A 24960-nucleotide genomic window follows, 5' to 3' on the forward strand; every position below is an offset into this window, starting at 1 on the left:
CGCGGCACACGCCACGCCATTAGCCTGCGCTGCAGACCAACAATAATCCATCGAAAAGCAAGGGGAAGTCATGCACGGCATGCTCAAGGGAGCGCTGGCGCTCGCCATCGCACTCGGCACTTTTGAAGCACAGGCACAGAACGCGGACCTGATCCTGTACAACGCCAAGGTCTTCACCGCCGAACCCGGCCAGCCGCTGCAGCAGGCCGTGGCGGTCGCCGACGGCAAGGTGCTGCAGGTAGGCTCCAACGAGGACATCCGCAAGCTCGCCGACAGCGGCAGCAAGCAGGTCGACCTGGGCGGCAAGGTGCTGATGCCCGGCTTCATCGACAGTCACTCGCACTCCATCTTCGGCGGTCTGGAGCTGATTTCCGCCAGCCTGCTGGACGAGCAGATGGACCTCGATGCGTTCGAGAAGCGCCTGAAGCAGGACCGCGACAGCGGCAAGGCCAAGGTGCATGACACCGTGGTCATGAACGGCATGAATTCCAGCTACTGGTCCCAGGCCGATGGCCTGGCCAAGCGCTTCAACCAGGGCGAGTGGAAAGACACGCCAGTGGTACTGATCGGCAGCGACCACCACACCGCCTGGGCCAATGCCGCGATGCTCAAGCGCGCCGGACTCGACGCCAAGCGCGTGCGCAGCCTGAGCCCGCTGGAACAGCAGAACGTCGCCCACGACAAGTCATTCAACCCCACCGGCTTCCTGGTCGACTCCGGCTTCGACCTGGTCGCCGCCGCCATGCCGGTACCCGATACCGCCACCATGGACCGCGCCGGCGTGGCCGCCGTGAAGTACAACAACAGCCTCGGCATCACCGCCTGGATGGACCCGGCCGCCAACGGCAGCCCGGGCGAGGCGCTGTTCGCCATCAAGCCCACCGAGAAAACCGTCGGCGTACTGCCGGTGTACCGCGACCTGGCCCGCAACGGCCAGCTCACCGCCCACGTCGCCGCGCTGCAGGTGGTTAACCCGAAAAGTACTCCGGCCGATCTTGATGTCATCGAGAAGGTCCGCCAGCAGTTCCAGGGCATCCCCAACCTGACGCTGCCGGGCATCAAGGTCTTCGCCGATGGCGTGATCGAATTCCCCGCCCAGTCCGCCGCACTGCTGGAGGAGTACAAGAACAGCCACAAGCCGGGCGAACTGCTGATCGATCCCAAGCACTTCGGCGAACTGGTCAGCGCCGCCGACGCACGCGGCTGGCTGGTGCATGTACACGCCATCGGCGACCGCGCAGTGCGTGAATCGCTCAATGGCATCGCGCAGGCACGCAAGGATCGGCAGAGCGGCGTGACCCACTCGATTACCCACCTGCAACTGGTCAACCCGAAGGACTTCCCGCGCTTCAAGGAGCTCGGGGTGATCGCCTCGATGCAACTGGACTGGGCCACCGCCGAGGTCTACACGGTGGAACTGGTGAAGCCCTACATCGCCGACGAGGCCTACCGCTACATGTACCCGGCCAAATCCCTGCTGGACAACGGCGCCACCATCGCCGGCGCCAGCGACTGGCCGGTGTCCACGCCTGATCCGCTCAAGGCCATCTACCAGGCGGTCACCCGCCAGGGCGAAGAAGGCGTGCTCAACGCCGCCGAGCGCGTGGACCGTCAGACCATGTTCTACGCCTACACCCGCAACGCCGCGCAGACCATCGGCCTGCTCGACAAGATCGGCACCCTGGCCCCCGGCAAACAGGCCGACATGGTGGTGATCGACCGCGACGTGTTCACCGTGCCCGACCAGCAACTGGACGAGGCCCGCGTACTCCACACCCTGTTCGAAGGCCGCGAAATCTATCGCGCCGAGGATCAACCGGCTCTCTGAGCCGGGCTCCTGCGCCAGGGTCTGAACAACCCTGGCGCCCTGCCCGCCAGCCCAGCCCCTTGCCAAGCCCTCCGGCCTGTCGGAAGAGCCGGCGCTGCGCGGGATTTTTCTTCTGCCCACAGACAATCACAACAAAGGGACCCCCCGCATGAATCGCCCCCATTGGCTGGCCGGCGCGCTGCTCGCCTGCGCGCCGCTCACCTCCGCACTGGCCGTCGACCTGGGCCACGACTTCAACCTGCAGATCGACACCGCGCTGGTCAGCGACTATCGCACCCGCGGCATCTCGCAGACCCAGGGTGACCCCGCCCTGCAGGTCGGCGCCACCCTGCAGCACGCCTCCGGCGCCTACCTGGGCGTGTGGAGCTCCAACGTCGACTTCGGCGGCGGCCTGAAAACCCGTCAGGAGATCGACTACTACGGCGGCTGGTACTGGCAGGCCAACGAGGACGTCGCCCTGGACCTGGGCTACATCAAGTACACCTACCCCAAGGAAAGCCAATTCAACCAGAGCGACACCTACGCCATCCTCCACGCCTACGGCTTCGAGGTCGGGACGTATTACGGCAACGACTACCCGACCTACTTCGGCGAGGACCAGGCCAACCTCTATACCTACCTGGCCTACAACGCCGAGCTGCCGGCCGAGTTCAAGCTGCGCGTACGCTATGGTCGCAATGACGCCAAGGACCCGCTCTACCTGTCCGGCGACGGCAGCACCCGCGACACCTACGACGAGTGGGAGGCCAAGCTGAGCCATGAATGGGTGGGCTTCGACTGGGCGGTGAGCTACATCGACACCGACCTGTCGCAGAACGAATGCCGGACCCAGTTCGGCTTCGGCGACGCCTGCACCGCAACGGTAGTGGCCAGCGTTTCCCGAAGCTTCTAACGCAGCGGTGGCGAACGGGGTGGCGTGGCGTCCCGTTCGCCCAGCAGGGCGATGGCGCACAAGGCCAGGGCGGCGATATTGGTGGAGACCGGATTGAAGGCGCCCAGCAGCAGTTCCGGGGCGAACAGCGCCACATCCACCAGCAGGCCCACCAGCGCAGCCGCCGCCAGCCATAGCGGCCAGCGGCTGCGGCGCAGCAGCAGGATGGCCAGGGCCAGGACGATCTCGGCGGCGCCCGCGACCTCGGCAATGCGCTGGGTGGACAGCGGCCAGCCGTGGGCCTCGATCATCCGCACTTCGTCAGGGCTGAGGAACAGCAGCTTGGGCACCAGGCCGTGGTAGAGGAACACCAGGCCCAGCGCCAGGCGCGCGATGGCCGCACTAGTCATTGCCGAGGAATCGCCCGCGGTACTGCGGCGAGGGCACCAGGCACTGGTCTTCGCGGCCGAACAGGCGATAGCGGTTGAGGGCGATACGGTCGTAGCACCAGTCACGCAGCGGCCGTGGAATCAGCCAGAGAACACGCAACCAGTTCCACGGCGCCGGCAGTTGGCCGATCACCCGCAGGAAGGCATCGCTGCGCTCGAAGCCTTCGCGGCCATCGACGTAGAGCATGGTGTCGAAGTACTCGGTGGGCAGGCCGAACCAGTCGAGGATCGCCTGCCCCTCGGCGGACTGCACGCTGCACAGCTTCACCCGACGCTCGCGGTCGTGCTGCAGGAGGAAACGGCTCCAGCCATTGCACAGGCGGCAGGTACCGTCGAACAGCACCACTTTATCGTCGGGCTGCATGTTGGGGGGCAGAGCCATGGCGTCGTCTCCAGATCCCTGATGCGCCAACTGTGCCCGCCCTGTGTGACAAGTCCTGCTCTTCATCGCTCATCCATTGGCGAGGGAGTACAAACGGTATTCGACCCAGCCCGGCCCCAGCCGGCCCTCGCCCACCGCCAGTTGGTGGTTGAGCCAGCGGTAGCGGTCGTCGCCAACCTCGAAGCGCGGCTGGATCATGAAATAGGTGTCGCCGAACTCGGTGCTGTCGCCCCGCGAGACCGCGTGGATGATCTTCGGGTTGGCCACCAGCAGTCCGTTGTGCTGCATCAGGATACGCGCGCCGTCGTCGGTGCGCAGCACCAGGCGCACTTCCAGGTGCCAGCCGCCATCGCTGTCCACCAGAATCCAGTCGCCGCCGCCGGGCAGCACTTCGCCGCTCAGGCGCTGGCCCTTGAAAGTGCCGCCGCCGGCCGCCGAGATCAGCCGCTGGCCCTGGGGCACGCGGCCGATTTCCAGCGGCACGCTGGCCTTCACGTTCATTTCCATCAACGGCTCGAGCTTCATCGCCAGCTCCTGCGCAAGGGCGTCGTAGACGCATCAGTAAAGCAGCCGTGGGCCAGCGCGGCCATCCGCTCAGGACGATGGGCCGAAGCGATAGCGCAGCAGCCGGCCCATGCGGCGCATCGCCGGAATGGCCAGGGTGATCTCGTAGAGCAGGCGCATCGCCAGGGACAGCCGCGCGATCTGCGCGCGGTCGTAGGCCGCGATCGCTTCGACGAACTGCAGGGCCGGCACCTGCTGCTCCAGCTCCCGGGGCTCGTCGATCCCCCAGGGCAGCACGGCGCCGGTACGACGGATCATCGGGTTCCACTGCAGCAGGCGAATACCCAGGCGGCTGTAGCCATCGAGCACCAGCTCACCCCGGCGGAAGTGCGCCACCAGGGCGCGCAGCAGCCAGGGAACCTTGTCCGCCTCCACATAGGGCAGCACGCCTTCGGAAAGAATCAGCACCGGCCGCCCTGTCGGAATCGCGCGCCACCAGTCCGGTGTGGTCAGCGCGCTGGCCAGCAGGTGGCAGTTCTCCCGCGCGGGGTACAGGCGCTCGCGCAGTGCGATCACTTCCGGGAAGTCCACCTCGAACCATTGCACGGTGGACGGCGGGTCGATGCGGAAGATCCGACTGTCCAGTCCGCAACCCAGCTGCAGCACCACGCAGGCCGGATGCCGCGCCAGGAAGTCGCGTACCCAGTCGTCGAACAGCTTGGCCCGCAGGGCAATGCCCACCTGCTCGGCGCGGCCGATGTGCAGGCGGGCGAAGTCATAGTCGATCTGCTCCACGGCGCGACGCGAGAAGTGGTCGCGCAGCAGGCTGTCGGGCAGCTCGCTCTCCTTCGCCTTGGCGTAGAGGGTGATCAGCAGGGTTTCCGGCGTGCCCTTGAGTTCGACCTTGTGCATGGCGTTCTCCCGCGGCTGGAGCGTTCCATGTAACGCCCGCTGCGGCTGTAACTCAAGCCTTACAAAAAAGCTGTCGCCGAGCATATCCAGGGCCGGACACCGATCCCCGCGTTCTAAGACCCGCGCCTTATGGCGTGCGCATTGGACAGCGCCCGGCCGAACATCTAGCGTCAAATCCAGCCCCGCCAGAGCAGTTCCCCCGCAGCCTTATCCAGGGAAGGCAGACCCAGGGTCGGAACGCCTCCGATTGCAGCCGAGCACTGGCAATTCGCGCCGCCGCGCACCGTTGTTCCTCCCCTTCCGTCGCCACGACTGTTCAGCATCGCCCGACGCTCGCCGTGCCGCGCCTGGGCCGGACAGCGGCCGAGCGGGGCATTCGGCCGCACAGGCAAACCGGAGGAACACAACATGGCAAGCGGACAGGATCTCTATGACCTCGCCGAAACCAAGAAGGGCCAGAAGTACGTCAACCTGCTGGTCCCCAAGGACAACCCCAACTGGAACGGCCCGTGGGACTGCGCAGAGTTCGTCTCCTGGGTCGTCTACCAGAAGACCGGCAAGCTCTATGGCTGTGTGAACAACAAGGGCAACCCGGCGACCACCGAAGCGTATTCCGGTGCCTGGGTCACCGATGCGAAGAACGGCACCCTGCTGCCCAGCGATGAGCGCGATGCGATGGTCACCGCCGGGGTGATCCTCATCCGCAAGCCGCCCATGCCCGGCGCCATGGGCCACGTGGCGATCAGCAACGGCGCCGGGAAGACCATGGAGGCCGCCGGCACCAACCTGGGCGTGCGCGCCGGCAACGTCAGCGGAAGGGTGTGGGATTACTTTTGCCGCATCCCGGGCATCACCTATTCGAGCAGCCTAACCGCTCCCCGACTGAAGCCCCTGCCCAAGGTCATCCGCCTGGAAGACCCGAACGTGAAGAGCGCCAAGGTCAAGGAAATTCAGAAATCCCTGAAGGCCCTGGGCATCGACCCCGGCAAAATCGACGGCGAGTACGGCCCACATACCGTGGCTGCCGTGGTTGCCTTCCAGAAGACCCACCGCCTGGTGGCGGACGGTGTGGTCGGTCCTGCGACCGCCCGCGCCCTCAAGATCGACTGGCCGTAAGGAGACTGCCATGGCAAAGATGAAAGCTCCCTTCTTCCCGATCATTTACGTACGTGGTTACGCCATGACGCGCGGCGAAATGGACGAGACCACCGCCGACCCGTTCTGTGGCTTCAACCTGGGGTCCACCGTGATGCGGGCCGTGCCCGAGCGCGACCGGCCACCTCGCAAGTTCGTCTTCGAATCGCCCGTGGTGCGCCTGGGCAGCGATTTCGGCTACAGCGACGTCTACGAGGACGGCTACGACATCCTCGACCCGGAGTGGAGCGATCCGGCGGCGGGCAACCTGCTCGCCGCGCGCTCAATCATCATCTACCGCTACTACGATCCGGCCTCGACCCTGCTGGGCATCGGCAAGACCCCGACCATGGAGGAGTTCGGCAAAGGCCTGAGCGACCTGATCCTGAAGGTGCGCGATCTCGCCTGCATCAACGACGCCAACGGCATCACCAAGGAAAACTTTCGCTGCTACCTGGTCGCCCACTCCATGGGCGGCCTGGTCTGCCGAACCTTCCTGCAGAACCCGAAGTGCGGCTCGGACGACGCCCGCAAAGCGGTGGACAAGTTCTTCACCTACGCCACCCCGCACAACGGCATCGATGTGGCGGGCACCAATGTACCTGCGTTTCTCACACTCAACGACATCAGCAACTTCAACCGCGGCACGCGCATGCCCGAGTTCCTCAACCTGCCGAAATCGCTGGGCCGCGTCGACCTGCTGCCGGAGTCGGAGCTGTCCCCGCGCAAGGTCTTCTGCATGGTCGGCACCAACCGCACCGACTACGAGGCCGCCGCGGGACTGTCGCGTACCTTCGTTGGCAACGGCAGCGACGGTCTGGTGCGCATCGAGAACGCCACGCTCAGTGCGCTGAAGGGCAAGGCTGTTGGCGATGAATGCGCCAAGGCGTTCTGCTACCGCTCGCACTCGGGGTTCTTCGGCATCGTCAACAGCGAAGAGGCCTACCAGAACCTCACGCGCTTCCTGTTCGGCGACGTGCGCGTGGACATCTGGCTGGACATCGCCGATCTGCGCCTGCCCAAGGCGGTGCAGGATGCCGCTGCCGGAAGGCCGGTGAACGCGCTGTACCAGATCGAGCTGCTCGCCTCTCCGCGCGGCAAGCTCTGGTATTTGACCCGACGCACAGCCGAGGAGGACTCCGCCGCCTGCGTGACCCACGCGACCTGGAAGAGCACGCCCAACCACTACCTGTCCAGCGTGTTCCTCGCCAACTACGCACGGATCAATCCACGCCGCCGAACACTCGCCTACAGCATGACCCTGGGCGTGCGCGTTCCCGACTACGAGATCGAGAAGCGGCTATGGCCCAATGAACACTACGAGGGCAGTTACCTGTTCCGCAATACGGTAATCATCGAGTTGCAGCCACCGCGCAACGCCAACGAGAAGTGGAAGATCACCTATGCCTGGCAAGGCACCGGGGTGAACAGCGCCAGCAGTGAACTGACGCCGGAGCAGTTGAAGAACGGCAACGTGCAGGTGGCGTTGCCCATCGACAGCGATCGCGACGGCAATCTCGCCAACCCGGCCATCAAAGGCACCCTGCGCTTCGTAGTGTCGGGCTGGAACGATGGTGGCGACTGGGCCAACATCTGATCGATCCTGGCAGCGGCGCTCAGTTGTCCAGGGCGCCGCTGTGCAGGTAATAGAGCTTGTTGATGATCTGCCAGCCGTTGCCGACCTGCAGCAGCGACAGGTAGTCGGTGAAGTGCATGCCCATGAACTCGTCGGTGACCTTGGCCACCGCGCTGTCGCCGGTGATGTCCAGAGACTTCAGCTCCCACGCCGGCGGCGCACCTTCCGAAGGTGGCGATTCGGCCTTGATGGCGCCGATGAACTCATCCAGCGAGGCCCACTCCAGTGCGCCGTGATAATTGCCAATGATCTTGCAGGAAGGATGGAAGGCCTGGCGCAGCCGGGCCTCGTCTCCGAAAGTCATGCCCTCGACGTAATCGGTCAGTACCCGATTGATGGCGGCGCCGTCCGCCGTGTAGTTGCTCATCGCTGTTGCCCTCCCAGGCCGTCTTGGCCATGGAGGAAGGCTAGCACTCTGCCCCGGCCGCGCCCTCGGGGGCGACGATCGGGGCAGATGCGTGGTGCGGGGTCAGACCACCGCGAGGTGCTGCTTGCGGCTCGGCGGCGGGAAGGCGGCGTCGAGGGCGTCGAGGTCCTCGGGCGTCAGCCGCAATTGCAGCGCGGCGGCGTTGTCGCGCACGTGCAGCGGCTCGACCGCCTTGGGAATGGCGATCACCCCCGGCTGGTGGATCAGCCAGGCCAGGGCGACGCGGGCCGGGGTGGCGTCGTGGCGGCCGGCGATGTCCGCCAGAACCCGATCGCGCAGCAGACGACCGCCCTGGCCAACCGGGCAATAAGCCATCAGCGGCATGCGTTCTTCCTGGCACCAGGGCAGCAGGTCCCACTCGATGCCGCGCTCCTCCAGGCTGAATTGCACCTGGTTGGTGGCGCAGGCCGGCTCGTTCAGCTCCTGCATGTCGTCGAGGTCGAAATTGGAGACGCCCCAGCGCTTGATCTTGCCTGCCTCGCGCAGCCGCTCGAAGGCGTCCACGGTTTCATCCAGCGGGTACTGGCCGCGCCAATGCAGCAGGTAGAGGTCCAGGCAATCGGTACCCAGGCGCCGCAGGCTGCGTTCGCAAGCCTCGGGGATGCCACGCCGGCTGGCGTTGTGCGGGTAGACCTTGCTGACCAGGAAGACCTGCTCGCGCAGCCCGGCAATAGCCTCGCCGACCACCTCCTCCGAGCCACCCTCGCCGTACATCTCGGCGGTGTCGATCAGGGTCAGGCCCCGTTCGATGCCTTCGCGCAGGGCGGCGACCTCGCGCTTGCGCTGGAAGCTGTCCTCGCCCATGCGCCAGGTGCCCTGGCCGATGGCGGGTACGGCGGTGCCGTCGGCGAATACCACAGTGTTCATCTCGTGCTCCTTCTGACGGTTCGTTACGGGACACGGGGCCGGCCGCCCGAAACTGGGCGACGGGCACTCAGGGTAGCGCAGAAGCAGCTGGCGAGGCGTTGCTCAGCGATTGGTCTGCAGATTGCGCCGGGCGGCGTGGCGCTCGATGGCCAGGTCGACCAGGCGGCTGACCAGTTCGCTGTAGGTCATCCCCGCAGCCTGCCAGAGCTTGGGGTACATGCTGATGCGGGTGAAGCCGGGTAGCGAGTTCAGCTCGTTGATCAGCACCTCGCCGCTGTCGGTGAGGAACACGTCGACCCGCGCCAGCCCGGAGCATTCCAGGGCGATAAAGGCGTCTACCGCGAGCTGGCGGATACGCTCGCCGGCCTCGGCCGGAATATCCGCCGGCACCACGACCTTGGCCGCATCCTCGTCGATGTACTTGCTGTCGTAGGAGTAGAAGCCGCTGCCGACAACGATCTCGCCGCAGCCGCTGGCGATCGGCTGATCGTTGCCCAGCACCGCGCACTCGATCTCGCGGCCCTTCACGGCGGACTCCACCAGCACCTTGTCGTCGAAGGCCAGCGCCAGGCGCACGGCTTCGTCGTACGCGGCCTCGTTCTCGACCTTGCTGACGCCCACCGACGAGCCCATGTTCGCCGGCTTGATGAACAGCGGCAGGCCGAGCTTGCGCTGCGCCTCGGCGAATGGCGTACGGGCGGCATTGGCGCGGGTCAGGGTGATGAAGGGTGTGATGGCGATGCCGGCGTCACGCAGCAGGCGCTTGCTCACGTCCTTGTCCATGCAGATGGCCGAGCCCAGCACGTCGGAGCCGACGAAGGGAATATCGGCCATGCGCAGCAGGCCCTGCAGGCAGCCGTCCTCGCCCTGGGTGCCGTGGACGATGGGGAAGATCACGTCGACGTGATCGAGCAGTTGGCGGCTGCCGGTTTCCACCAGTTGCTGCTCGGCCTTACCCGGCACCACGGCCAGCTCGCGGTTGGAACGGTTCAGCGCAATGAGGGCCGGGTTTTCCTGGTTGAGCAGGTAGTCGGAGGCATCGTTGAGGTGCCAGCGACCTTCCTTGTCGATGCCGATCAGCACCGGGTCGAAGCGCTCACGGTCCAGCGCATCGACGATGTTCTTCGCCGATTGCAGCGACACCTCGTGCTCCGCCGAACGCCCACCGAAAATCACTCCAACGCGCAACTTGCCCATGACAACCTCCCAAGGATCGATGGGCGCTTTCTAACACGGGCTCCGGAACTTGGGTAGGAACAGTGGCCAGCGAACAGACAGGACGCTTGTGCTCAAAACCGGTGCAGCGCCTGCGCCAGTTCACGGGCGGCCTGACCGCTGTGCACGCCGGGGAACAGGTGGGTGAAGGGCAAGGCCACGAAGCGCCCTTCGCGCACCGCGCGCAGACGCGACAGCACCGGGTCGGCACGCAGCGTTTTCTTTTTCTGCTCGGCCGTGGACCACAGCGCATCGGCCAGCAGGATCACGTCCGGGTCGCGGGCCAGCAGTTGTTCGGTGTTGGCGGTGAAGCTGCCCAGGTCGACATCCTCGAACAGGTTGTGCGCACCGGCGGCATGCAGCAGCTGCGTGATGACTCCGCGCCGGCCCTGGCTCTCCAGTCCGTTGCTGGCGCTGTCGAGGTAGAAGACTTCCAGCGGTGTGGTCCCGGAGAAATGGCCGCGTGCCTGGGCCAGCTCGGTGCGTTGCTGGCGGATCAGCTTCTGTGCCTGCCGCTGCTCGCCGAGCAGTTCGCCCAGCGTCGTCAGGTCCGTCTCGACGCCTGTGAACAGGTCGTCCTGCCACACGCCACAACCCGCATCCAACAGGTAGCTGGCGACACCATGGCCGGCCAGCTCTTCGCGAGACAAGTTGCCCAACCGGAAGGCCGAGGCGAAACCGGCCACCACCAGGTCCGGCTTCAGCGCGTAGACCGCCTCCGCCGACGGGTACTGGCGCGCCAGCAGCGGCACGCCGCGATAGCGGCCGCCACTCAGGTTGAGGTCGTCATCGATGTAGGCCACACCGATCAATCGCGACCCGGCGCCCAGCGCCAGCAGCAGGTCGGCAGCGTGCTGGTTGAGGGCGAGGATGCGTTGCGGCGGGTGGTCGATGTGCCAGCCCTGCGCGCAGTTGCGGTAGTCCTGGGCAGTGGCCGTCGCCATGCCCAGCATCGCCGCCAGCCCGAGCGCCAGGATCGAACTGTAGGAGCGAGCTTGCTCGCGAACCCTCCCGGGCGCCCAAGGCATCAAGCGGTTCGCGAGCAAGCTCGCTCCTACAAAGAGCCATGCCGGCCTCATGCTTCGTCATCCACGCGCAAATCCGCCACCGGCACACCGTCGCGCAGGTGCTCCACCACCACCCGACAAACCTGCTCATCACTGCGCAGGCCGTACCAGACGCGCTCGGGATAGACCGTCAGCACCGGCCCGCGATTGCAGGGGAACTGGCAGCCGGTGCGGGTCAGCAAGGCGCCCTTGGCGTTCTCGTAGAGGTCGTGGCGAATCAGTTCGCGACGCAAGGTCTTCCACAACGGTAACGCGCCCCGGCGCACGCAGCGCGGCCCCGCGCAGAGGAACAGGTGATGACGATGCGGCGGCGGCGCGGACCAGTCGGGCTGCGACGGCACCGCACCGACACCCCGGCATTCCAGCTGCTGCGCCGGATCGTCGATCGCCGCCAGCACCGCACCGACGTCGAGCCCACGCCGGCCCAGCGCCGATGCCGTGATGCTCGGCACCGGCGCCTGCGGAAACTCATCCGCCAGTACTGCCAGTTCGGCGCGCAACCAGTCGAGGTAGGCGCCGTCGGTGGCGGGTTCCAGGTCGACCAGCAACAACGACGCGGCATCGGCAAGCTGCGCGCGCGCTCGGGCCCAGAGCAGGTCGAAACCCTCGCTGGTGTCGATGCTCTCGACACCAGCCAGACGCGCCGACACCTCGCGGTGCAGGCGCTCGCCCTGGGCCCCGGCCAGTGGGCCGACCAGCAGGATGGCCTTCATCAGAAGCTGAAGGTGTAGCGCAGCTCGGCGGTGCGCGGCCGGCCGAGGTTGTCTACCTGGCGGATGCCGTTGCTGGTGCGGCCGGTGGCGTAGTCACGGTCCAGCAGGTTCTCCAGCAGCAGGCTCAGGCGATGCGCGCGGGCCGCGTCGAGGTAGCGATAGGCATCGCCGTCGAGCACGGTGTAATGGCCGTAGTCGTCGTCCTGGGCGCTGACGATGGAGCCCACATATCGCGTGGCGAGGCCAGCGCCCCAGAGGTTGTCGTCATAGCCGGCACGCACGCGGGCGAAGAAGTGCGGGATGTTGTTCACCGTCACGCCCTCGCGGCTGTCCACCAGGTTGCGCGTGGCGTCGGCGGAGAGCTGCCAATGGCGGCCGAACTGCCACTGGCCGTTGGCTTCCACGCCGCGCACTTCGATCTCGCCGTTGCCGTTCACCCATTGGTCGCCCGCGAGGGTGATGAGGTCGGTGATCTCGCGGCGGAACAGGGTGACGCTGCCGCTCCACGGCTGGTCGAACAGCTCGCCGGTGTAGTCCAGGCCCAGTTCGGCGTTGCGGCTGCGCTCGGGCTTGAGGTCACGGTTGCCGACTTCATCACCGGGCTCGTTGACGAACAGCTGCTCGGCGGTGGGCAGCTTGAAGGCGGTGCCGAACTGGCCGCGCAGCTTGAGCTGCTGCGTGAGGTCGTAGAGCGAGGTCAGCATCCAAACGGTGGCGCCTTCGCCGCCGGCGATTTCCTCGCGGCGCACACCCAGGCTCGGGTGCCAGTCGGGCAGCGCGTCAATACGTGGGCGCAGCTGGGCGTAAAGCGCGTGGGACTCGGCCTTGTCGTTGTCGATGATCAGCACATCGTCCTGGCCCTTGTACCACTGGTTGTCGCTGCCGAAGACCAGCTCGTGACCGCCACCGAACCTGGCCTTGCCTTCGAGCTGCGCGCCCCAGTCGGTAAAGCCCCAGTAGTCGTTGTGGTTGAGCACCTGGGTGCCGCCGCCCTGCAGGTTGTAGACGCGGTCGTAGCGGGTATCCCAGTCGTTGATGTGGGTCTTGGCGAACCAGCTGAAGTCGTCGTTGACGCTCTGCTGGAAGGTCGCCGTGGCGATCTGCTGCACGCGGTTGTTGCTGGTGTGGTGGTTCGATGTCGGCCGGGCGAAGTCCAGCTCGGCGTCGGCGTACTGGTAGAACAGCTCCAGCCGCGAGGCGTCGCCGATGGCCTGGATGGCCTTGGCGCCGAACACGTTGACGTCATAGGAGCGGCGCTTGTCGCTGACCGTGCTGGTCATGTCCTGGTCGCGGTACGGCTGGTAGCCGTCGGAGCGGTTGTGGCTGACGTAGGCCATCAGGCCGAGGTCGCCCAGGCCGTTCTGCACGATCTTCTCCGCGCGGGCATCGCCGCTGCGGCCCTTGAAGGTATCCAGGCCCAGATTGACCTCGCCGGACGCCTCGCGCGAACGCGCGCTGCGGGTGACGATGTTGATCACCCCGGACACCGCCTGGGTGCCGAACAGCAGGCCCTGGCCGCCCTTGAGCACCTCGATGCGCTCCACCGCGGTGGTCGGCAGGGTGTCGATGTAAATGCCGCCGTAGAGGCGGTTGTTCAGGCGCACACCGTCCAGCAGGATCAGCGTGTCGTCGTTGCGCCCGCCCAGCAGCGAGTAAGTGCCGTAGTCGAACGGGCCGTTCTTCGGCGCAATGAACAGGCCGGGCACGTACATCTGCAGCACGCGGGTGATGTCGGCGCTGGGGCCGGCGCGTTCGATCTGCTGGCGGTCGATAACCTCCAGCTTGCTGCCGTAGCGCGCCATGTCAGCCACCGTGGTGGACTCCACGGAAGGCGCGCTGACGATTTCATCGGCCAGGTCGAGGGGCGCCGCCAGAAGCTGCGAACTCAGGGCACAGAGGGAGAGAACGGGAGTCCAGCGCAAGGCGCGCCGGGAGTTGGAAGCAGGAGAATGCAAGGTGATCGCCTCGAAATCGGGATTTCGCAGGCGGCGCAGCGACACCCGGAACGAGCGCGCCCCGGGAACCGGCTCACGCCCGCCCACCGCGGGTTTGCCAAACAGGTTCCAGGCCGGTCTCCGGGCTTGCGAGGGTCCTGGGGCATCCGCCTTCCCATGCTGGTGCACAGTGGCCTAGTGGATGCTCCGCTCGCTTACCGTTGCGGGGGCAGCGCCGGACTGATCGCACATAGGCGACGCACCGGCTTCCCGTTTCACCCCACGCACGGCGGCGGGGGGCACCTGAAACGGGGCGCATATCAACACTTGCGAAGGGAAAGCGTCAAGCTCGGGGCTTGCGCAGGATGTTGCAGGGCAGCGTCAGTGCCAGGGATCGTAGGTGCCGAAGCTCCAGATATGCCCTTCCGGATCGCGGCAGGTGAAGCCCTGGCCGCCGTAGTCTTCGTCCTTGATGTCGATGACGATCTGCGCGCCGCCATCCACCGCTGCGCGGTACAACGCTTCGGCGTCCTTCACCACCACGTAGATGCTCTGGGTGCAGCCGCCGATCTCGTCGGGCTGGCGCATCAGCCGGCCGTACTCGTTGTCGTGCAGCGAGCCGAGCATCACCAGGCCGCTGCCGTCGGCCATCGCCAGCTGGGCGTGGGCGATGCCGCCATGGTCATCGGCAACGACCAGTTGCCGATGGAAGCCGAAGGTCTGGCACAGCCAGTCGATGGCCTGGGGCGCATCGCGGTAGCGCAGGCAGGGAATGACGCTGGGGCGGACGGCGGGAACGGTCTGTGACATGGCGATCTCCGACGCGGGGTGGGCGCGACCCTTCCAGCATAGTCGCGCGTTTTCGCCGCTTCAGCGCTGCGCGGCGACCAGCAGCAACATCGGCCGTTCGCGCTCCTCGGCCAGCGACGGGATAGCCTGCACCTGCTCGGCGCTCGGGCCCCAGTCCTCGACGTGGCGCAGCGTCAGCCCCGAGCCGATCACGGCATTGAGAATGCTGCCGAGGGTGCGATGGTGCTTGAGCACACCCTTGGCCAGCCAGTCGGTACGGCGCTCGCCTTCGTCCTGGTAGTGATCCACCGGCCAGCAGCGGCGGCCATCGCCGTCGACGACCCAGCCCGGCTTGAGCGAGGCCATGTAGATCGGGTGTTCGATGGAGAACACCAGGCTGCCGCCGGGGCGCAGCGCATCGTGTACGTTGCGGAAGAAATGCGGCAGGTCTGCGAGGTAATGCAGGGTCAGAGAGCTGTAGGCGAGGTCGAAGGCCGCGGTGGGCAGTTCGAGTTGGTCGAGGTCGGCATGGAAGTAGCTCACCTGCGCAGCGTCGGTGTTCGCCCGTGCGTGGTCGAGCATCTTCTGCGACACGTCCAACCCGCTCACCGTGCGCGCGCCCTGCTCCGCGGCGTAACGACTGAACCAGCCGTAGCCACACCCGAGGTCGACCACGTCGAGGCCTTCCAGCGGCGGCAGCAGCGAACGCAGCGAGGCCCACTCCGGCGCGCCGTCCAGGCCGTGCTGAGAGCGTGGCAGCTGGGCGTAGCCAGCGAAGAATTCGGGATTGTCGTAGATGTTCTGCGCCATGGATCGGCACTCCTTTCTGACGGGCCAAGGATCGATTGTCGGCGTCAAGGACGGGCCCGGCAACCCGATCAGGTCAATGCAGGGGCGATCGAAGCGCAATTTCCTGCAAGACCGCCCGCCGAGGCCGCCGTAGTTTCGGGAGAACGATCCCCAGGAGGAAACACCGTGACCCAACGCCAACCGATCAACCTGCAGGACAAGCTCGGCCGCATTACCGAAACCTGGCAACCGCGGGTGATCGCCGAGATGAACGACTATCAGTTCAAGGTGGTGAAGCTGCACGGCGACTTCGTCTGGCACAGCCACGCCGACACCGACGAGACGTTCATCGTGCTCGACGGCGAGCTGCGCATCGACTTCCGCGACGGCCCGCTGACCTTGCGGGCTGGCGAGCTGTATGTGGTTCCGCGCGGAGTGGAACACAAGCCGTATGCCGAGCAGGAAGTGCAGGTGATGCTGATCGAGCCCCGCGGTGTGCTGAATACCGGGGATCAGGGCGGCGAGCGCACGGCGGAGAATGATCGGTGGATTTGACCGGCAATACTCAGAGGTCCAGCAGGTCGGCGTGAATCCCCAGCGCCTTGGCGACCCTTTCCCGCGAGGGCTTGCGGGGCCGAGTGGCAGCTTCCTGCTGGGCATAGGCAGACTGACTGATGCCGATGCGCTCGGCGACTTCCGCCTGGGTCAGGCCCAGGTGCCTGCGCCAGGCGCCGATGGCGGTCAACCCGTCCTTGAACATGAAGCCCACCACCTCGTTGGGAACAAGGTCCTCCTTCGGATGGCTGGCGACGTATTCCGCATAAGGAATGACCACGAAAGCCGGCACGCCATCCGGCCCATTGATGATCTGCACATTAGTACGTGTGCTCATCGCGCTTCCTGACCTCTTCGATATTCACGATACGGATGCCGCCGTCCCAATCGAACAGCACCCGGTAATTACCCACCCGCAATCGATAGCCGTAGGCATGATTGGAAAGCCTCTTCACATTCTGGACATCCGGCATCCGGGCCAGCGCCTGTACGGCATCATAGATGGCCGGCTGGTCCGCCTTGTTGAGCCTGCCGAGCTGCTTAATGGCCTTTCGAGTCCAGTTGATCCGGTTCATGACTGCCTCGCTGGGAGGCAACAATATAAGACTTTCAATAAGTATATTAACGCGAGTACAGCGGTTATGGGACTCGGTTCTCAGGCGCCCGCCTCGACCGTCGATCGACTGCCCTGACCATGGCTGATCAGTGGCCTCCCCCTTTCATTGACGTCTGCTATGCCTGTCGAGAGAACACCGCTCCCAGCCGGAGGCTGTTAAGCCTGGGATACACAGGCGCGACTCTGGCGGCGGTGCCGATTCGGGTCTGCGCATCAGCACAGCCCGAGGACGGGCCGGAGGTGCGACATGCTCTATCTGGTGAACTGGACCATCCCCATCGAAAACCGCGACAAGATCATCCAGCGATTCCTCAAGACCGGCGGCCTGCCGCCGCCCGGTGTGAAGCTTGTTGGGCGCTGGCATGCCATGGGCCATATGCTCGGCTTCGGCCTGGCGGAAGCCGAGAACCCGCTCGACGTGCAACGCTGGATGCTGCAATGGACCGACCTGATGCACCTGCAGGTGCACCCGGCGATGACTGATGCGGAGTACGCTCCCCTGCTCGCGCAACTGGCGCAACAGGCAGCGGACGCACCCTCGGTCAGTCCCTGAGCGCGGCCTCGGCCGGCTTGGCGCCGAAGCGTTTGCGGTAGTCGCTCGGCGCCATTCCGGTGATCTTGCGGAAGGTGCTGCGAAACGAGCCCGGATCGAGGTAGCCGACCGTGTAGGCGATGTGGTCCACCGTGCCGTTGGTGAACTCCAGCAGCTCCCGCGCCTTGCCCACGCGCAGGTGCTGGCAGTACTCGGTGGGCTTGAGCCCGGTGGCGGCGCGGAAGCGGCGCAGGAAGGTGCGCTCCTCCAGCCCGGCCTGGGCGGCCATGGCGGCGAGGCTGACGTCCACCGCGCCATTGCCCTGCAGCCAGTGCTGGACCTTGAGGATCGCGGCGTCGCCATGCCCCAGCAGCGGCGCGAAGTTGCTGCCGCACTGCTGGGCGCTGTCGCTGTGCTCCACCACCATGAAGCGTGCGGTGCGGCTGGCGATGCTTGGGCCGAGCAGGCGGTCGACGATGCGCAGGCCCAGCTCCGACCAGGCCATCAGGCCGGCGGAAGTGATCAGGTCGCCATCGTCGACCATCGGCCTGTGCGGCTCCAGGCGTACGCGCGGGAAACGTTTGGCGAAGGCTTCGGCGCCGCTCCAGTGGGCGGTGGCGCTACGGCCATCGAGCAGCCCGGCTTCGGCCACCAGCAGGCCGCCGATACAGACTGAACCGACGATGGCGCCCTCACCGTGGCGCGCGGCGAGCCAGTCGGTGAGATTGCGCAGCGGCGCAGCGTCGGGCAGGCCGAACAGCGAGGGCGGGACGAGTACCGCGACCAGCCGGCTGTCAGCGCCGGGATGCATATCGAAGACACGTCGCGGTTCGCTGCCGTCCTCCCCGGACCAATGGCTGACGCGCAGCGCAGGCAACTGAGCGCCGGCCTCTTCACCGGCGATGCGCTCCGCCACCGCGAAGAGATCGGTCAACCCGTGCAGCGCCGCCGTCTGCACACCGGGATAGAGCAGCAACCCGATCTCGACGACGCTCCGTTCCACAGCCATTGTCAGTTTTCCCCTCGTTATTGTCGTTCCACCTGATCCCCGCTCGGCGAGCGGCGAACCATACTGGTCCCACTTCCTCACCACTCAAAAGGAATTCGGAAATGGCCAAGCAAGCGCTCATCCTAGTGGATATCCAGAACGACTACTTCCCCTCCGGCAAGTGGCCGCTGGTCGGCATCGAGCCGGCCGCCGACCAGGCCGCCAAGGTGCTCGCCGCCTTCCGCGAGCGCGGTGACCTGGTGGTGCACGTACGCCACGAGTTCGAAAGCGCCGACGCCCCGTTCTTCGCCCCCGGCAGCGACGGCGCGAAAATCCACGGCAAGGTCGCCAACCTGCCCGGCGAGCCGGTGATCCTGAAGCACTTCGTCAACTCGTTCCGCGACACCGACCTCAAGGCCATCCTCGACCAGCACGGCATCGACTCCGTGGTCGTCGTCGGTCACATGAGCCACATGTGCGTGGACGGCGTGGTGCGTGCCGCCGCCGACTTCGGCTACACGGTGACCGTGCTTCACGATGCCTGCGCCACGCTAGACCTGGAGTTCAACGGCGTGAAGGTGCCGGCCGCCCAGGTCCATGCCGCCTACATGGCCTCGTTCGCCTTCGCCTATGCCGAGGTGGTGTCCACTTCGGAGTACCTGAACCGCTGATTCGGAGCGATCCCACAAGGAAATCTTAAGCTGGGCGTTACCTGTAGGAGCGAGCTTGCTCGCGAACCGCTTGATGCCGAGGGTGCCAGGCAGGTTCGCGAGCAAGCTCGCTCCTACAGCTGCGGCCAGTCGCCCGCATCCGGGAATGAGGCGACCCGTTTCATTGGCTTTCCGCTATTATCGACGCTCGATCGCCTGCCGATAAGGACATCCCATGAGCGTTTCTTCGATCATCACCCTCGCCATCATCGCTGGCGTGATCTTCCTGCTGATCAGTGTGTTCAACCGCCTGGTCGCCCTGCGCAATCGCTACCAGAACGCCTTCGCGCAGATCGAGGTGCAGCTCAAGCGCCGCTACGACCTGATCCCCAACCTGGTGGAAACCGCCAAGGCCTACCTCAAGCACGAGCGCGAGACCCTGGAAGCAGTGATCGCTGCGCGCAACGCTGCCGTGGCCGGCCTGAAGGCCGCGTCCGAGCAACCGGGCGACGCCGGCCGCATGGCACAACTGGCCGCCGCCGAGAATGCCCTGGGTGGCGCAATGGGGCGCCTGAACGTGACCCTGGAAGCCTACCCGGACCTCAAGGCCTCGCAGAACCTGCAGCAGGTCAGCGAGGAGCTGTCGAGCACCGAGAACAAGGTCGCCTTCGCCCGCCAGGCGTACAACGACTCGGTGATGGAGTACAACACCTACCGCCAGTCCTTCCCCGCCAACTTCCTGGCCGCCACCTACGGCCACAGCAAGGACGCCAGCCTGCTCGAGTTCGAGGACAGCAAGGCAATCCAGGCCGCGCCGAAAGTCGCCTTCTAAAACCTCGGCGCAGGACGCGCGATGAACTTCTTCGAACACCAGGACCGCGCCCGCAAGCAGACCGGGCGCCTGGTCCTGCTGCTGACTATCGCCGTGGTGTGCCTCGTGACCATCACCAGCCTGGCCCTGGGCTGGCTCTGGCGTCACCTTGGCGAGCCCGCACTGCACCTGACCTCGCGCGCCTCCCTGCCCGATCCGGAGCTGTACCTGTCGGTAGCGGCTGTGATCGTCGGCGTGGTCGTCCTCGGCGCGCTGTACAAGCAGGTGCAGTTGAGTGCGGGCGGCAAGGTCGTGGCCGAGAGCCTGGGCGGCTGTCTGCTCAACCTCAGCGCCAGTAACGCCGACGAGCGTCGGCTGCTGAACGTGGTCGAGGAAATGGCCCTGGCCTCCGGCTCGCCGGTGCCGCCGGTGTATGTGCTGGAAGACGGCTCGATCAACGCCTTCGCCGCCGGCCTGACACCCCGCGACGCGGTGATCGGCATTACCCGCGGCGCCATCGAGCAGCTCGATCGCAATGAACTGCAGGGCGTGATCGCCCACGAGTTCAGCCACATCCACCACGGCGACATGCTGCTCAACACCCGGCTGACCGCCCTGCTCCACGGCATGCTCCTGCTTGGCCTGATCGGCGGCATGCTGCTGCGCGGCTGGAGCGAGACCAGCACTGGCGTGCGCATCAGCAGCCGGAGCAGCAGCAACGACAAGAACGGCGGCGGCAGCGTGGTGCTGCTGGTGATCGGCGCCGGCGTGGTGCTTTACGTACTCGGCTATGTCGGCACCTTCTTCGGGCAGTTGATCAAGGCCTCGGTCAGCCGCCAGCGCGAATACCTGGCCGACGCCTCGGCCGTACAGTTCACCCGCGATCCCTCGACCATCGCCGGTGCGCTCAAGAAGATCGGCGGCAACCCGCTGGGCGCCCTGCTCAGCGCCCCGCGCGCGGCAGAATTCAGCCACATGTACTTCGGCGATGGCGTGGGCAGCAGCTGGTTCGACACCCACCCGCCGCTGAAGGACCGTATTCGCCGCGTCGATCCTGGCTGGGACGGAAACTACCCGAAATTCGAACCACGCCTGGACGTGGCGCTGATGAACAAGCAAGCCTGGACCTCCGCCGTCACCGGCCAGCCTTACCAGCCCAGCGCCGTGGACGTTGCAGTGGCCGCCGTCGGCGCGCCCACCATCGCGCACCTGCAGGAAGCCCGCAGCACCCTGCAACGCCTGGACGAGCGCCTGCAGCGCGCCGCCCATGACAGCGAAGGCGCGCAAGCGCTGGTCTACGGCCTGCTGCTGGACAGCGACCCCGGCCTGCGAGCACGCCAGCTGGAAGCGATCAAGCAGCGCCTGAACCTCAGCCTGGCGCTGCAACTGGACCTGCTGGAGGAATCGCTACTGCAACTCGATCCGGGCCAGCGCCTGCCCTTGCTCGACCTGGCCATGCCGGCGCTCAAGCAACTGGACGCCAAGGCCTTCCTCGCCCTACGCGAGAACATGGCGCTACTGATCAAGCTGGACGGCAAGGTGAAGCTGCTGGAATGGACGCTGCTGCGCATCATCGAGCGCAACCTGCGACCGGGCAGCGGCAAGATCGGCAACGTGGCACTGGCGGACCTATCCGAAGCCTGCGCAACGCTGCTGGCCTTCCTCGCCCGCGTTGGCGAAACCAGCGACCTGCAGACCGAGCAGGCGTTCGCCGATGCCTGGAGCGGCCTGCCCTTCACACCCCGGCCCTTGCCGACGGCGGGCAGCCTGCGCGACCTGGAAAATGCCTTGAAGCAGCTGGAACAACTGCGCCCGCTGCAGAAGCCGCAACTGCTCAAGGCGCTGGCGCGCTGCATCGAGCACGACGGGCACATCACCGCTGGCGAAGCGGAGCTGATGCGTGCGGTGGCGGATATCCTGGATTGCCCGATGCCGCCATTGCTGGCGACCTGAAGCGCCCTCAATCCAATCTTTAGGAGCGAGCTTGCTCGCGAACCCGATTCCGCAACGGAGTCCGTTCGCGAGCAAGCTCGCTCCTACATAAAAGCCCCTCGCTCTGGTTCTGGTTCTGGCTTTAAAGGATTTCCAGAGAAACATCCGCACGTTCCGGAATGCCCCTTTCAGGAGGCATCGTTGAAGCGGAGTTTCAGGGGTTGAGCGACATGGATGTCGCGAGAGCCACGATGGGCCAGGGATGGCCCGTCGTGGCGTGCCCCTGAAACTTCGCTTCAACGAGGGAATTTTTCGCCCCAAGCGAAAAACCGGATGGAGGGGCAAGCGCTTTGGTTACTTTCTGGCGTTTGAGAAAGTAACTCGCCCGAGGGGGCGAAACCCAATACATCCGAACACACCGAAGCGACGCAGAAACACCCAACCCCAACTAAGTAATCACCCGTATGTCCCGAGCAAACAGGTCACTCTAGGATGGCCCCACCTGCGCTCCGGACAAACTCAATGCCCCACATCGCCATCGACTACACCACCAACCTCACCAACGACCTGCTGCCTCTGGCACTGCCTGAAAAACTCCATGAAGCAGCACAAGGCCTGGGCGTGTTCCCCAGCAACGGCCTGCGCACCTTCGCCCGCGCCATCGACCAGTTCCACGTCGGCGCCGACACCCAGAACGAAGCCTTCATCAACATCCAGATCCGCATCGCCCCCGGCCGCCCCGAGGAGTTGCGCCAGCGCATCGTCGACACCCTGTTCGCCGCCGCCGAACAGACCCTCGCCGAACTCATCGAAAAACGCCCCATCGGCCTGCAACTGGAAATCACCGAACTCGACCGCAGCCTGACGCGCATGGCCGGCAGCCTGCCCACGACGTAATCACCCAGCAAAAGAAAAGGGCCTCCGAAGAGGCCCTTTTTTCAATCACTCAACCGCGAATCATGCACGGCTGGCAACGCTGCCCTGCTCCTTGGGAGCAAGATTCAGCACGTAGTACAGCACCGTCAGCAGCACCAGGAAGGCCGGGCCGATGTACAGCGCGATGCGGGTGTCCTCGAAGAACGCCATCAGCACCACCACCAGCACCAGGAAGGCCATGGCCAGGTACGAGCTGATCGGATACAGCCACATCCTGAACTGCAGCTTGCCGGCTTCGGCGGCGGAGAGGCCGCGGCGGAACTTCAGCTGCGCCAGCAGGATCATCGCCCAGGTCCAGATCGCCCCGAAGGTGGCGATGGAGGTCACCCAGGTGAACACCTTCTCGGGTACCAGATAGTTCAGCAGCACGCCCAGCAGCAGCGCGAAGATCGACAGCAGCAGTGCATTGCGCGGCACGCCGCCCCTGGAGGTCTTGGCGAACACGGCCGGGGCCTGGCCATGCTGGGCGAGGCTGTAGAGCATGCGGCCGGTGCTGAAGATGCCGCCGTTGCAGGACGACAGCGCGGCGGTGATCACCACGAAGTTGATGATGCCGGCGGCGGTCTTGATGCCCATGCGCTCGAAGGTCATCACGAAGGGGCTGCCCTGGGTGCCGATCTCGTTCCACGGGTAGATCGACATGATCACGAACAGCGCGCCCACGTAGAACAGCAGGATGCGCCAGAACACCGAGTTGATCGCACCGGGGATGGTCTTCTGCGGGTTCTTCGCTTCGCCGGCGGTGAGGCCGATCATCTCCACGCCCAGGTAGGCGAACATCACCATCTGCAGCGACATCAGCACGCCGGTGATGCCGTGGGGCATGAAGCCGCCGTTGCTCCACAGGTTGGAGATGCCGGTGGCGATGCCGCCGTTGCCCAGGCCGAAGAAGATCATGCCGGCGCCGGCCAGGATCATGGCGACGATGGTGACGATCTTGATCAGGGCGAACCAGAACTCGAACTCACCGAAGGCACGCACGGCGATGAGGTTGATGGTGCCCATGCTCGCCAGCGCGGCCAGCGCCCAGATCCAGCGCGGCACGTCGGGGAACCAGATGCCCATGTAAATGGCCACCGCGGTGATCTCCGCGACGCAGGTCACCAGCCAGAGGAACCAGTAGTTCCAGCCGGTCAGATAGCCGGCCAGCGGGCCGAGGTAGTCCTGGGCGTAACGGGCAAAGGAGCCGGCCACGGGATTGTGCACGGCCATCTCGCCGAGGGCGCGCATGATCACGAGGATGGCGAGACCGCCGATGATGTAGGAAAGCATGATGGCCGGGCCGGCCATCTGGATGGCCTTGGCGGAGCCGAGGAAGAGACCGACGCCGATGCAGGCGCCCAGGGCCATGAGACGGATGTGCCGCTCGTTGAGATCCCTTTGGAGATCGTGGGACGACATGGTGATGCAACCTCATTTTGTTCTTGGGAAATATCAGCTGAGGACTCTAAGTGCAGTCGGGATGCGGAACCGCCGAAAAGGCTTCGCCACCGCGCCGGGCGGCACGGAGGGAGAAGTGTCTGGCAGTTCCAGGACGGCACACCGGAAGAGGCTGCCCGCTCTTGTGAAGCGGACGTAGGCATTGCGGGAGGACCACGGCTGAGGTCGCGGGCGAGTGTTACACAAGTCCGTGGGAATCGTCTGCACCACCAAGGTGCAATGTGACCAAAGGGATAGCGGCGTATCGCCACATCTGCCCGCGCCAACAGGGCCGGTGCAGAGCGGTTCAGCCCCCCAGCGGCTGCACCTCCAGCAGCAGCGAGCAGGGTTTGCCGGTGTCCGGATGGCGCGGTTCGCGCAGTTGCCGCAGGCGCCAGCCGCTGGCGGCCAGTAGCGCCAGCCAGGACTCCAGGGTGCGGAAGAACCAGGGCATCGGTGCGCTGAACTCACCGCCGAAGGCAGCGAAGTCTTCCAGGCGCCAACCGTCCACATAGGGCGCGTCACCGCAGGCAGTCCAAGGGTGAACGGTCTGGATCAGCAGCCGCCCGCCGGGATTGAGCCGCTCGCGAAGTGCGCCGAGCAATGGCGCGATGTACTCGTCGAGCAAGGCGAAATTGCACACCAGGGCGTCGAACTGGCCGAGTGAATCTCCGGCTTCGATGAGCCCCGCGTAATCCATCACTTCATAGCGCCCACCGCCCGCCATTTGCGCGGCTTCAATGAGCGGTGCGGAAGCATCCACGCCGACACACTCGCTGCCCTTCTCGGCCAGCACACGACACAACCAGCCTTCGCCACAACCGATATCCAGCACACGGCGTGCCGGACCTTCGGCAATTGCGGCGAGGATCGCCGCGTCGGTGACCAGCCGCCGGCTCTCGATGCGCTGCTCGCGCACCGCGCGGGTCCAGGCATCGGCGTTGGCCTGCCAGCTCTGGCGGATTCGGGCGTCGTGGTCGGTCATGGCGATATCCGTGAGTGGG

The 24960-nt window shown here is 65.7% G+C and carries 27 protein-coding genes and 1 riboswitch; of the genes, 10 read left to right on the top strand and 17 right to left on the bottom strand.

The window, feature by feature from the left end; genetic code table 11:
* The first annotated feature begins 70 nt into the window (after positions 1–70).
* Positions 71–1828 carry an amidohydrolase gene (locus G4G71_RS25820; RefSeq protein WP_169941260.1) on the top strand — a complete coding sequence of 586 codons (1758 nt, stop codon included), beginning with the start codon at positions 71–73 and terminating at the stop codon, positions 1826–1828.
* Positions 1829–1976: 148 nt separating this feature from the next.
* A complete protein-coding gene (locus G4G71_RS25825; RefSeq protein ID WP_169941262.1) occupies positions 1977–2720 on the top strand; it encodes a TorF family putative porin in 744 nt (247 codons plus the stop codon).
* Here the strand turns inward: G4G71_RS25825 and G4G71_RS25830 are convergent.
* From G4G71_RS25830 to G4G71_RS25845, 4 genes are all read right to left on the bottom strand, one after another.
* A complete protein-coding gene (locus G4G71_RS25830) occupies positions 2717–3109 on the bottom strand; it encodes a DoxX-like family protein (protein ID WP_169941264.1) in 393 nt (130 codons plus the stop codon). The two genes, G4G71_RS25825 and G4G71_RS25830, sit on opposite strands and share 4 nt — an antisense overlap.
* Positions 3102–3530, bottom strand: coding sequence for a thiol-disulfide oxidoreductase DCC family protein (locus G4G71_RS25835; RefSeq protein WP_169941266.1), 429 nt, complete (start codon positions 3528–3530; stop codon positions 3102–3104). The genes G4G71_RS25830 and G4G71_RS25835 overlap by 8 nt, the downstream gene beginning before the upstream one ends.
* A gap of 69 nt (positions 3531–3599) precedes the next feature.
* Positions 3600–4055 carry a DUF3237 domain-containing protein gene (locus G4G71_RS25840; protein WP_169941268.1) on the bottom strand — a complete coding sequence of 152 codons (456 nt, stop codon included), beginning with the start codon at positions 4053–4055 and terminating at the stop codon, positions 3600–3602.
* Positions 4056–4124: 69 nt separating this feature from the next.
* Positions 4125–4946, bottom strand: a complete 822-nt coding sequence (locus G4G71_RS25845) for a class I SAM-dependent methyltransferase (RefSeq protein ID WP_169941270.1) — start codon at positions 4944–4946, stop codon at positions 4125–4127.
* Between the two features lie 408 nt (positions 4947–5354).
* Between G4G71_RS25845 and G4G71_RS29985 the strand changes: the two genes are divergently transcribed.
* Both G4G71_RS29985 and G4G71_RS25855 read left to right on the top strand, forming a co-directional pair.
* Positions 5355–6062: a peptidoglycan-binding domain-containing protein gene (locus G4G71_RS29985; protein ID WP_240964845.1), complete on the top strand. Its 708-nt coding sequence runs from the start codon at positions 5355–5357 to the stop codon at positions 6060–6062.
* A gap of 10 nt (positions 6063–6072) precedes the next feature.
* On the top strand, positions 6073–7677 hold the full coding sequence (locus tag G4G71_RS25855; RefSeq protein ID WP_169941271.1) for a lipase family protein: 1605 nt from the start codon (positions 6073–6075) through the stop codon (positions 7675–7677).
* Positions 7678–7696: 19 nt separating this feature from the next.
* Here G4G71_RS25855 and G4G71_RS25860 read toward each other — a convergent pair whose 3' ends face one another.
* From G4G71_RS25860 to G4G71_RS25895, 8 genes are all read right to left on the bottom strand, one after another.
* Positions 7697–8083: a nuclear transport factor 2 family protein gene (locus G4G71_RS25860; RefSeq protein ID WP_169941273.1), complete on the bottom strand. Its 387-nt coding sequence runs from the start codon at positions 8081–8083 to the stop codon at positions 7697–7699.
* A gap of 102 nt (positions 8084–8185) precedes the next feature.
* Positions 8186–9010, bottom strand: coding sequence for an aldo/keto reductase (locus tag G4G71_RS25865; protein WP_169941276.1), 825 nt, complete (start codon positions 9008–9010; stop codon positions 8186–8188).
* Between the two features lie 102 nt (positions 9011–9112).
* Entirely contained in the window at positions 9113–10207 is a 1095-nt protein-coding gene (gene ddlA, locus G4G71_RS25870) for a D-alanine--D-alanine ligase (RefSeq protein ID WP_169941278.1), read from the bottom strand.
* Between the two features lie 92 nt (positions 10208–10299).
* On the bottom strand, positions 10300–11253 hold the full coding sequence (locus G4G71_RS25875) for an ABC transporter substrate-binding protein (RefSeq protein ID WP_240964846.1): 954 nt from the start codon (positions 11251–11253) through the stop codon (positions 10300–10302).
* A gap of 47 nt (positions 11254–11300) precedes the next feature.
* Positions 11301–12005, bottom strand: a complete 705-nt coding sequence (locus G4G71_RS25880; RefSeq protein ID WP_169941280.1) for a (2Fe-2S) ferredoxin domain-containing protein — start codon at positions 12003–12005, stop codon at positions 11301–11303.
* Entirely contained in the window at positions 12005–13960 is a 1956-nt protein-coding gene (locus G4G71_RS25885) for a TonB-dependent receptor plug domain-containing protein (protein ID WP_169941282.1), read from the bottom strand. The genes G4G71_RS25880 and G4G71_RS25885 overlap by 1 nt, the downstream gene beginning before the upstream one ends.
* Positions 13961–14054: 94 nt before the next feature.
* Positions 14055–14261, bottom strand: a riboswitch (cobalamin riboswitch).
* Positions 14262–14320: 59 nt separating this feature from the next.
* The gene (locus G4G71_RS25890) at positions 14321–14749 is read right to left on the bottom strand and encodes a VOC family protein (RefSeq protein WP_169941283.1); all 429 of its coding nucleotides are present in this window, start codon (positions 14747–14749) and stop codon (positions 14321–14323) included.
* Between the two features lie 60 nt (positions 14750–14809).
* Positions 14810–15538 (bottom strand): class I SAM-dependent methyltransferase, encoded by a 729-nt coding sequence (locus tag G4G71_RS25895; protein ID WP_169941285.1) that lies wholly within the window; start codon positions 15536–15538, stop codon positions 14810–14812.
* Positions 15539–15703: 165 nt separating this feature from the next.
* Here G4G71_RS25895 and G4G71_RS25900 point away from each other — a divergent pair, with 165 nt between their 5' ends.
* A complete protein-coding gene (locus G4G71_RS25900) occupies positions 15704–16072 on the top strand; it encodes a cupin domain-containing protein (RefSeq protein ID WP_054908969.1) in 369 nt (122 codons plus the stop codon).
* A gap of 10 nt (positions 16073–16082) precedes the next feature.
* Here the strand turns inward: G4G71_RS25900 and G4G71_RS25905 are convergent, their stop codons facing one another.
* The gene (locus G4G71_RS25905; RefSeq protein WP_169941287.1) at positions 16083–16409 is read right to left on the bottom strand and encodes a helix-turn-helix domain-containing protein; all 327 of its coding nucleotides are present in this window, start codon (positions 16407–16409) and stop codon (positions 16083–16085) included.
* Positions 16393–16647: a type II toxin-antitoxin system RelE family toxin gene (locus tag G4G71_RS25910; RefSeq protein ID WP_169941289.1), complete on the bottom strand. Its 255-nt coding sequence runs from the start codon at positions 16645–16647 to the stop codon at positions 16393–16395. Before G4G71_RS25910 ends, G4G71_RS25905 begins: the two co-directional genes overlap by 17 nt.
* 288 nt (positions 16648–16935) lie before the next feature.
* Here G4G71_RS25910 and G4G71_RS25915 point away from each other — a divergent pair, with 288 nt between their 5' ends.
* A complete protein-coding gene (locus tag G4G71_RS25915) occupies positions 16936–17241 on the top strand; it encodes a DUF3303 domain-containing protein (RefSeq protein ID WP_169941291.1) in 306 nt (101 codons plus the stop codon).
* On the opposite strand, the gene G4G71_RS25920 is transcribed toward G4G71_RS25915, so the two are convergent.
* Positions 17231–18229: a GlxA family transcriptional regulator gene (locus tag G4G71_RS25920; RefSeq protein ID WP_169941293.1), complete on the bottom strand. Its 999-nt coding sequence runs from the start codon at positions 18227–18229 to the stop codon at positions 17231–17233. The genes G4G71_RS25915 and G4G71_RS25920 overlap by 11 nt on opposite strands.
* Before the next feature lie 101 nt (positions 18230–18330).
* Between G4G71_RS25920 and G4G71_RS25925 the strand changes: the two genes are divergently transcribed.
* The 4 genes from G4G71_RS25925 (at position 18331) to G4G71_RS25940 (ending at position 22498) form a co-directional block, all read left to right on the top strand.
* Entirely contained in the window at positions 18331–18879 is a 549-nt protein-coding gene (locus tag G4G71_RS25925; protein WP_169941295.1) for a cysteine hydrolase family protein, read from the top strand.
* Between the two features lie 214 nt (positions 18880–19093).
* Positions 19094–19690: a LemA family protein gene (locus G4G71_RS25930; RefSeq protein ID WP_169941297.1), complete on the top strand. Its 597-nt coding sequence runs from the start codon at positions 19094–19096 to the stop codon at positions 19688–19690.
* A gap of 21 nt (positions 19691–19711) precedes the next feature.
* Entirely contained in the window at positions 19712–21622 is a 1911-nt protein-coding gene (locus G4G71_RS25935; RefSeq protein WP_169941299.1) for a M48 family metallopeptidase, read from the top strand.
* A gap of 501 nt (positions 21623–22123) precedes the next feature.
* Complete coding sequence (locus G4G71_RS25940; RefSeq protein ID WP_169941300.1) at positions 22124–22498, top strand: 5-carboxymethyl-2-hydroxymuconate Delta-isomerase; 375 nt, start codon at positions 22124–22126, stop codon at positions 22496–22498.
* 60 nt (positions 22499–22558) lie between these two features.
* On the opposite strand, the gene G4G71_RS25945 is transcribed toward G4G71_RS25940, so the two are convergent.
* Together G4G71_RS25945 and G4G71_RS25950 are read right to left on the bottom strand one after the other, a co-directional pair.
* Entirely contained in the window at positions 22559–23938 is a 1380-nt protein-coding gene (locus G4G71_RS25945; RefSeq protein WP_169941301.1) for an amino acid permease, read from the bottom strand.
* 325 nt (positions 23939–24263) lie between these two features.
* A complete protein-coding gene (locus tag G4G71_RS25950) occupies positions 24264–24941 on the bottom strand; it encodes a class I SAM-dependent methyltransferase (protein ID WP_169941303.1) in 678 nt (225 codons plus the stop codon).
* Positions 24942–24960 lie beyond the last annotated feature (19 nt).

The sequence above is a fragment of the Pseudomonas multiresinivorans genome (assembly GCF_012971725.1).
GTDB lineage: Bacteria > Pseudomonadota > Gammaproteobacteria > Pseudomonadales > Pseudomonadaceae > Pseudomonas > Pseudomonas multiresinivorans.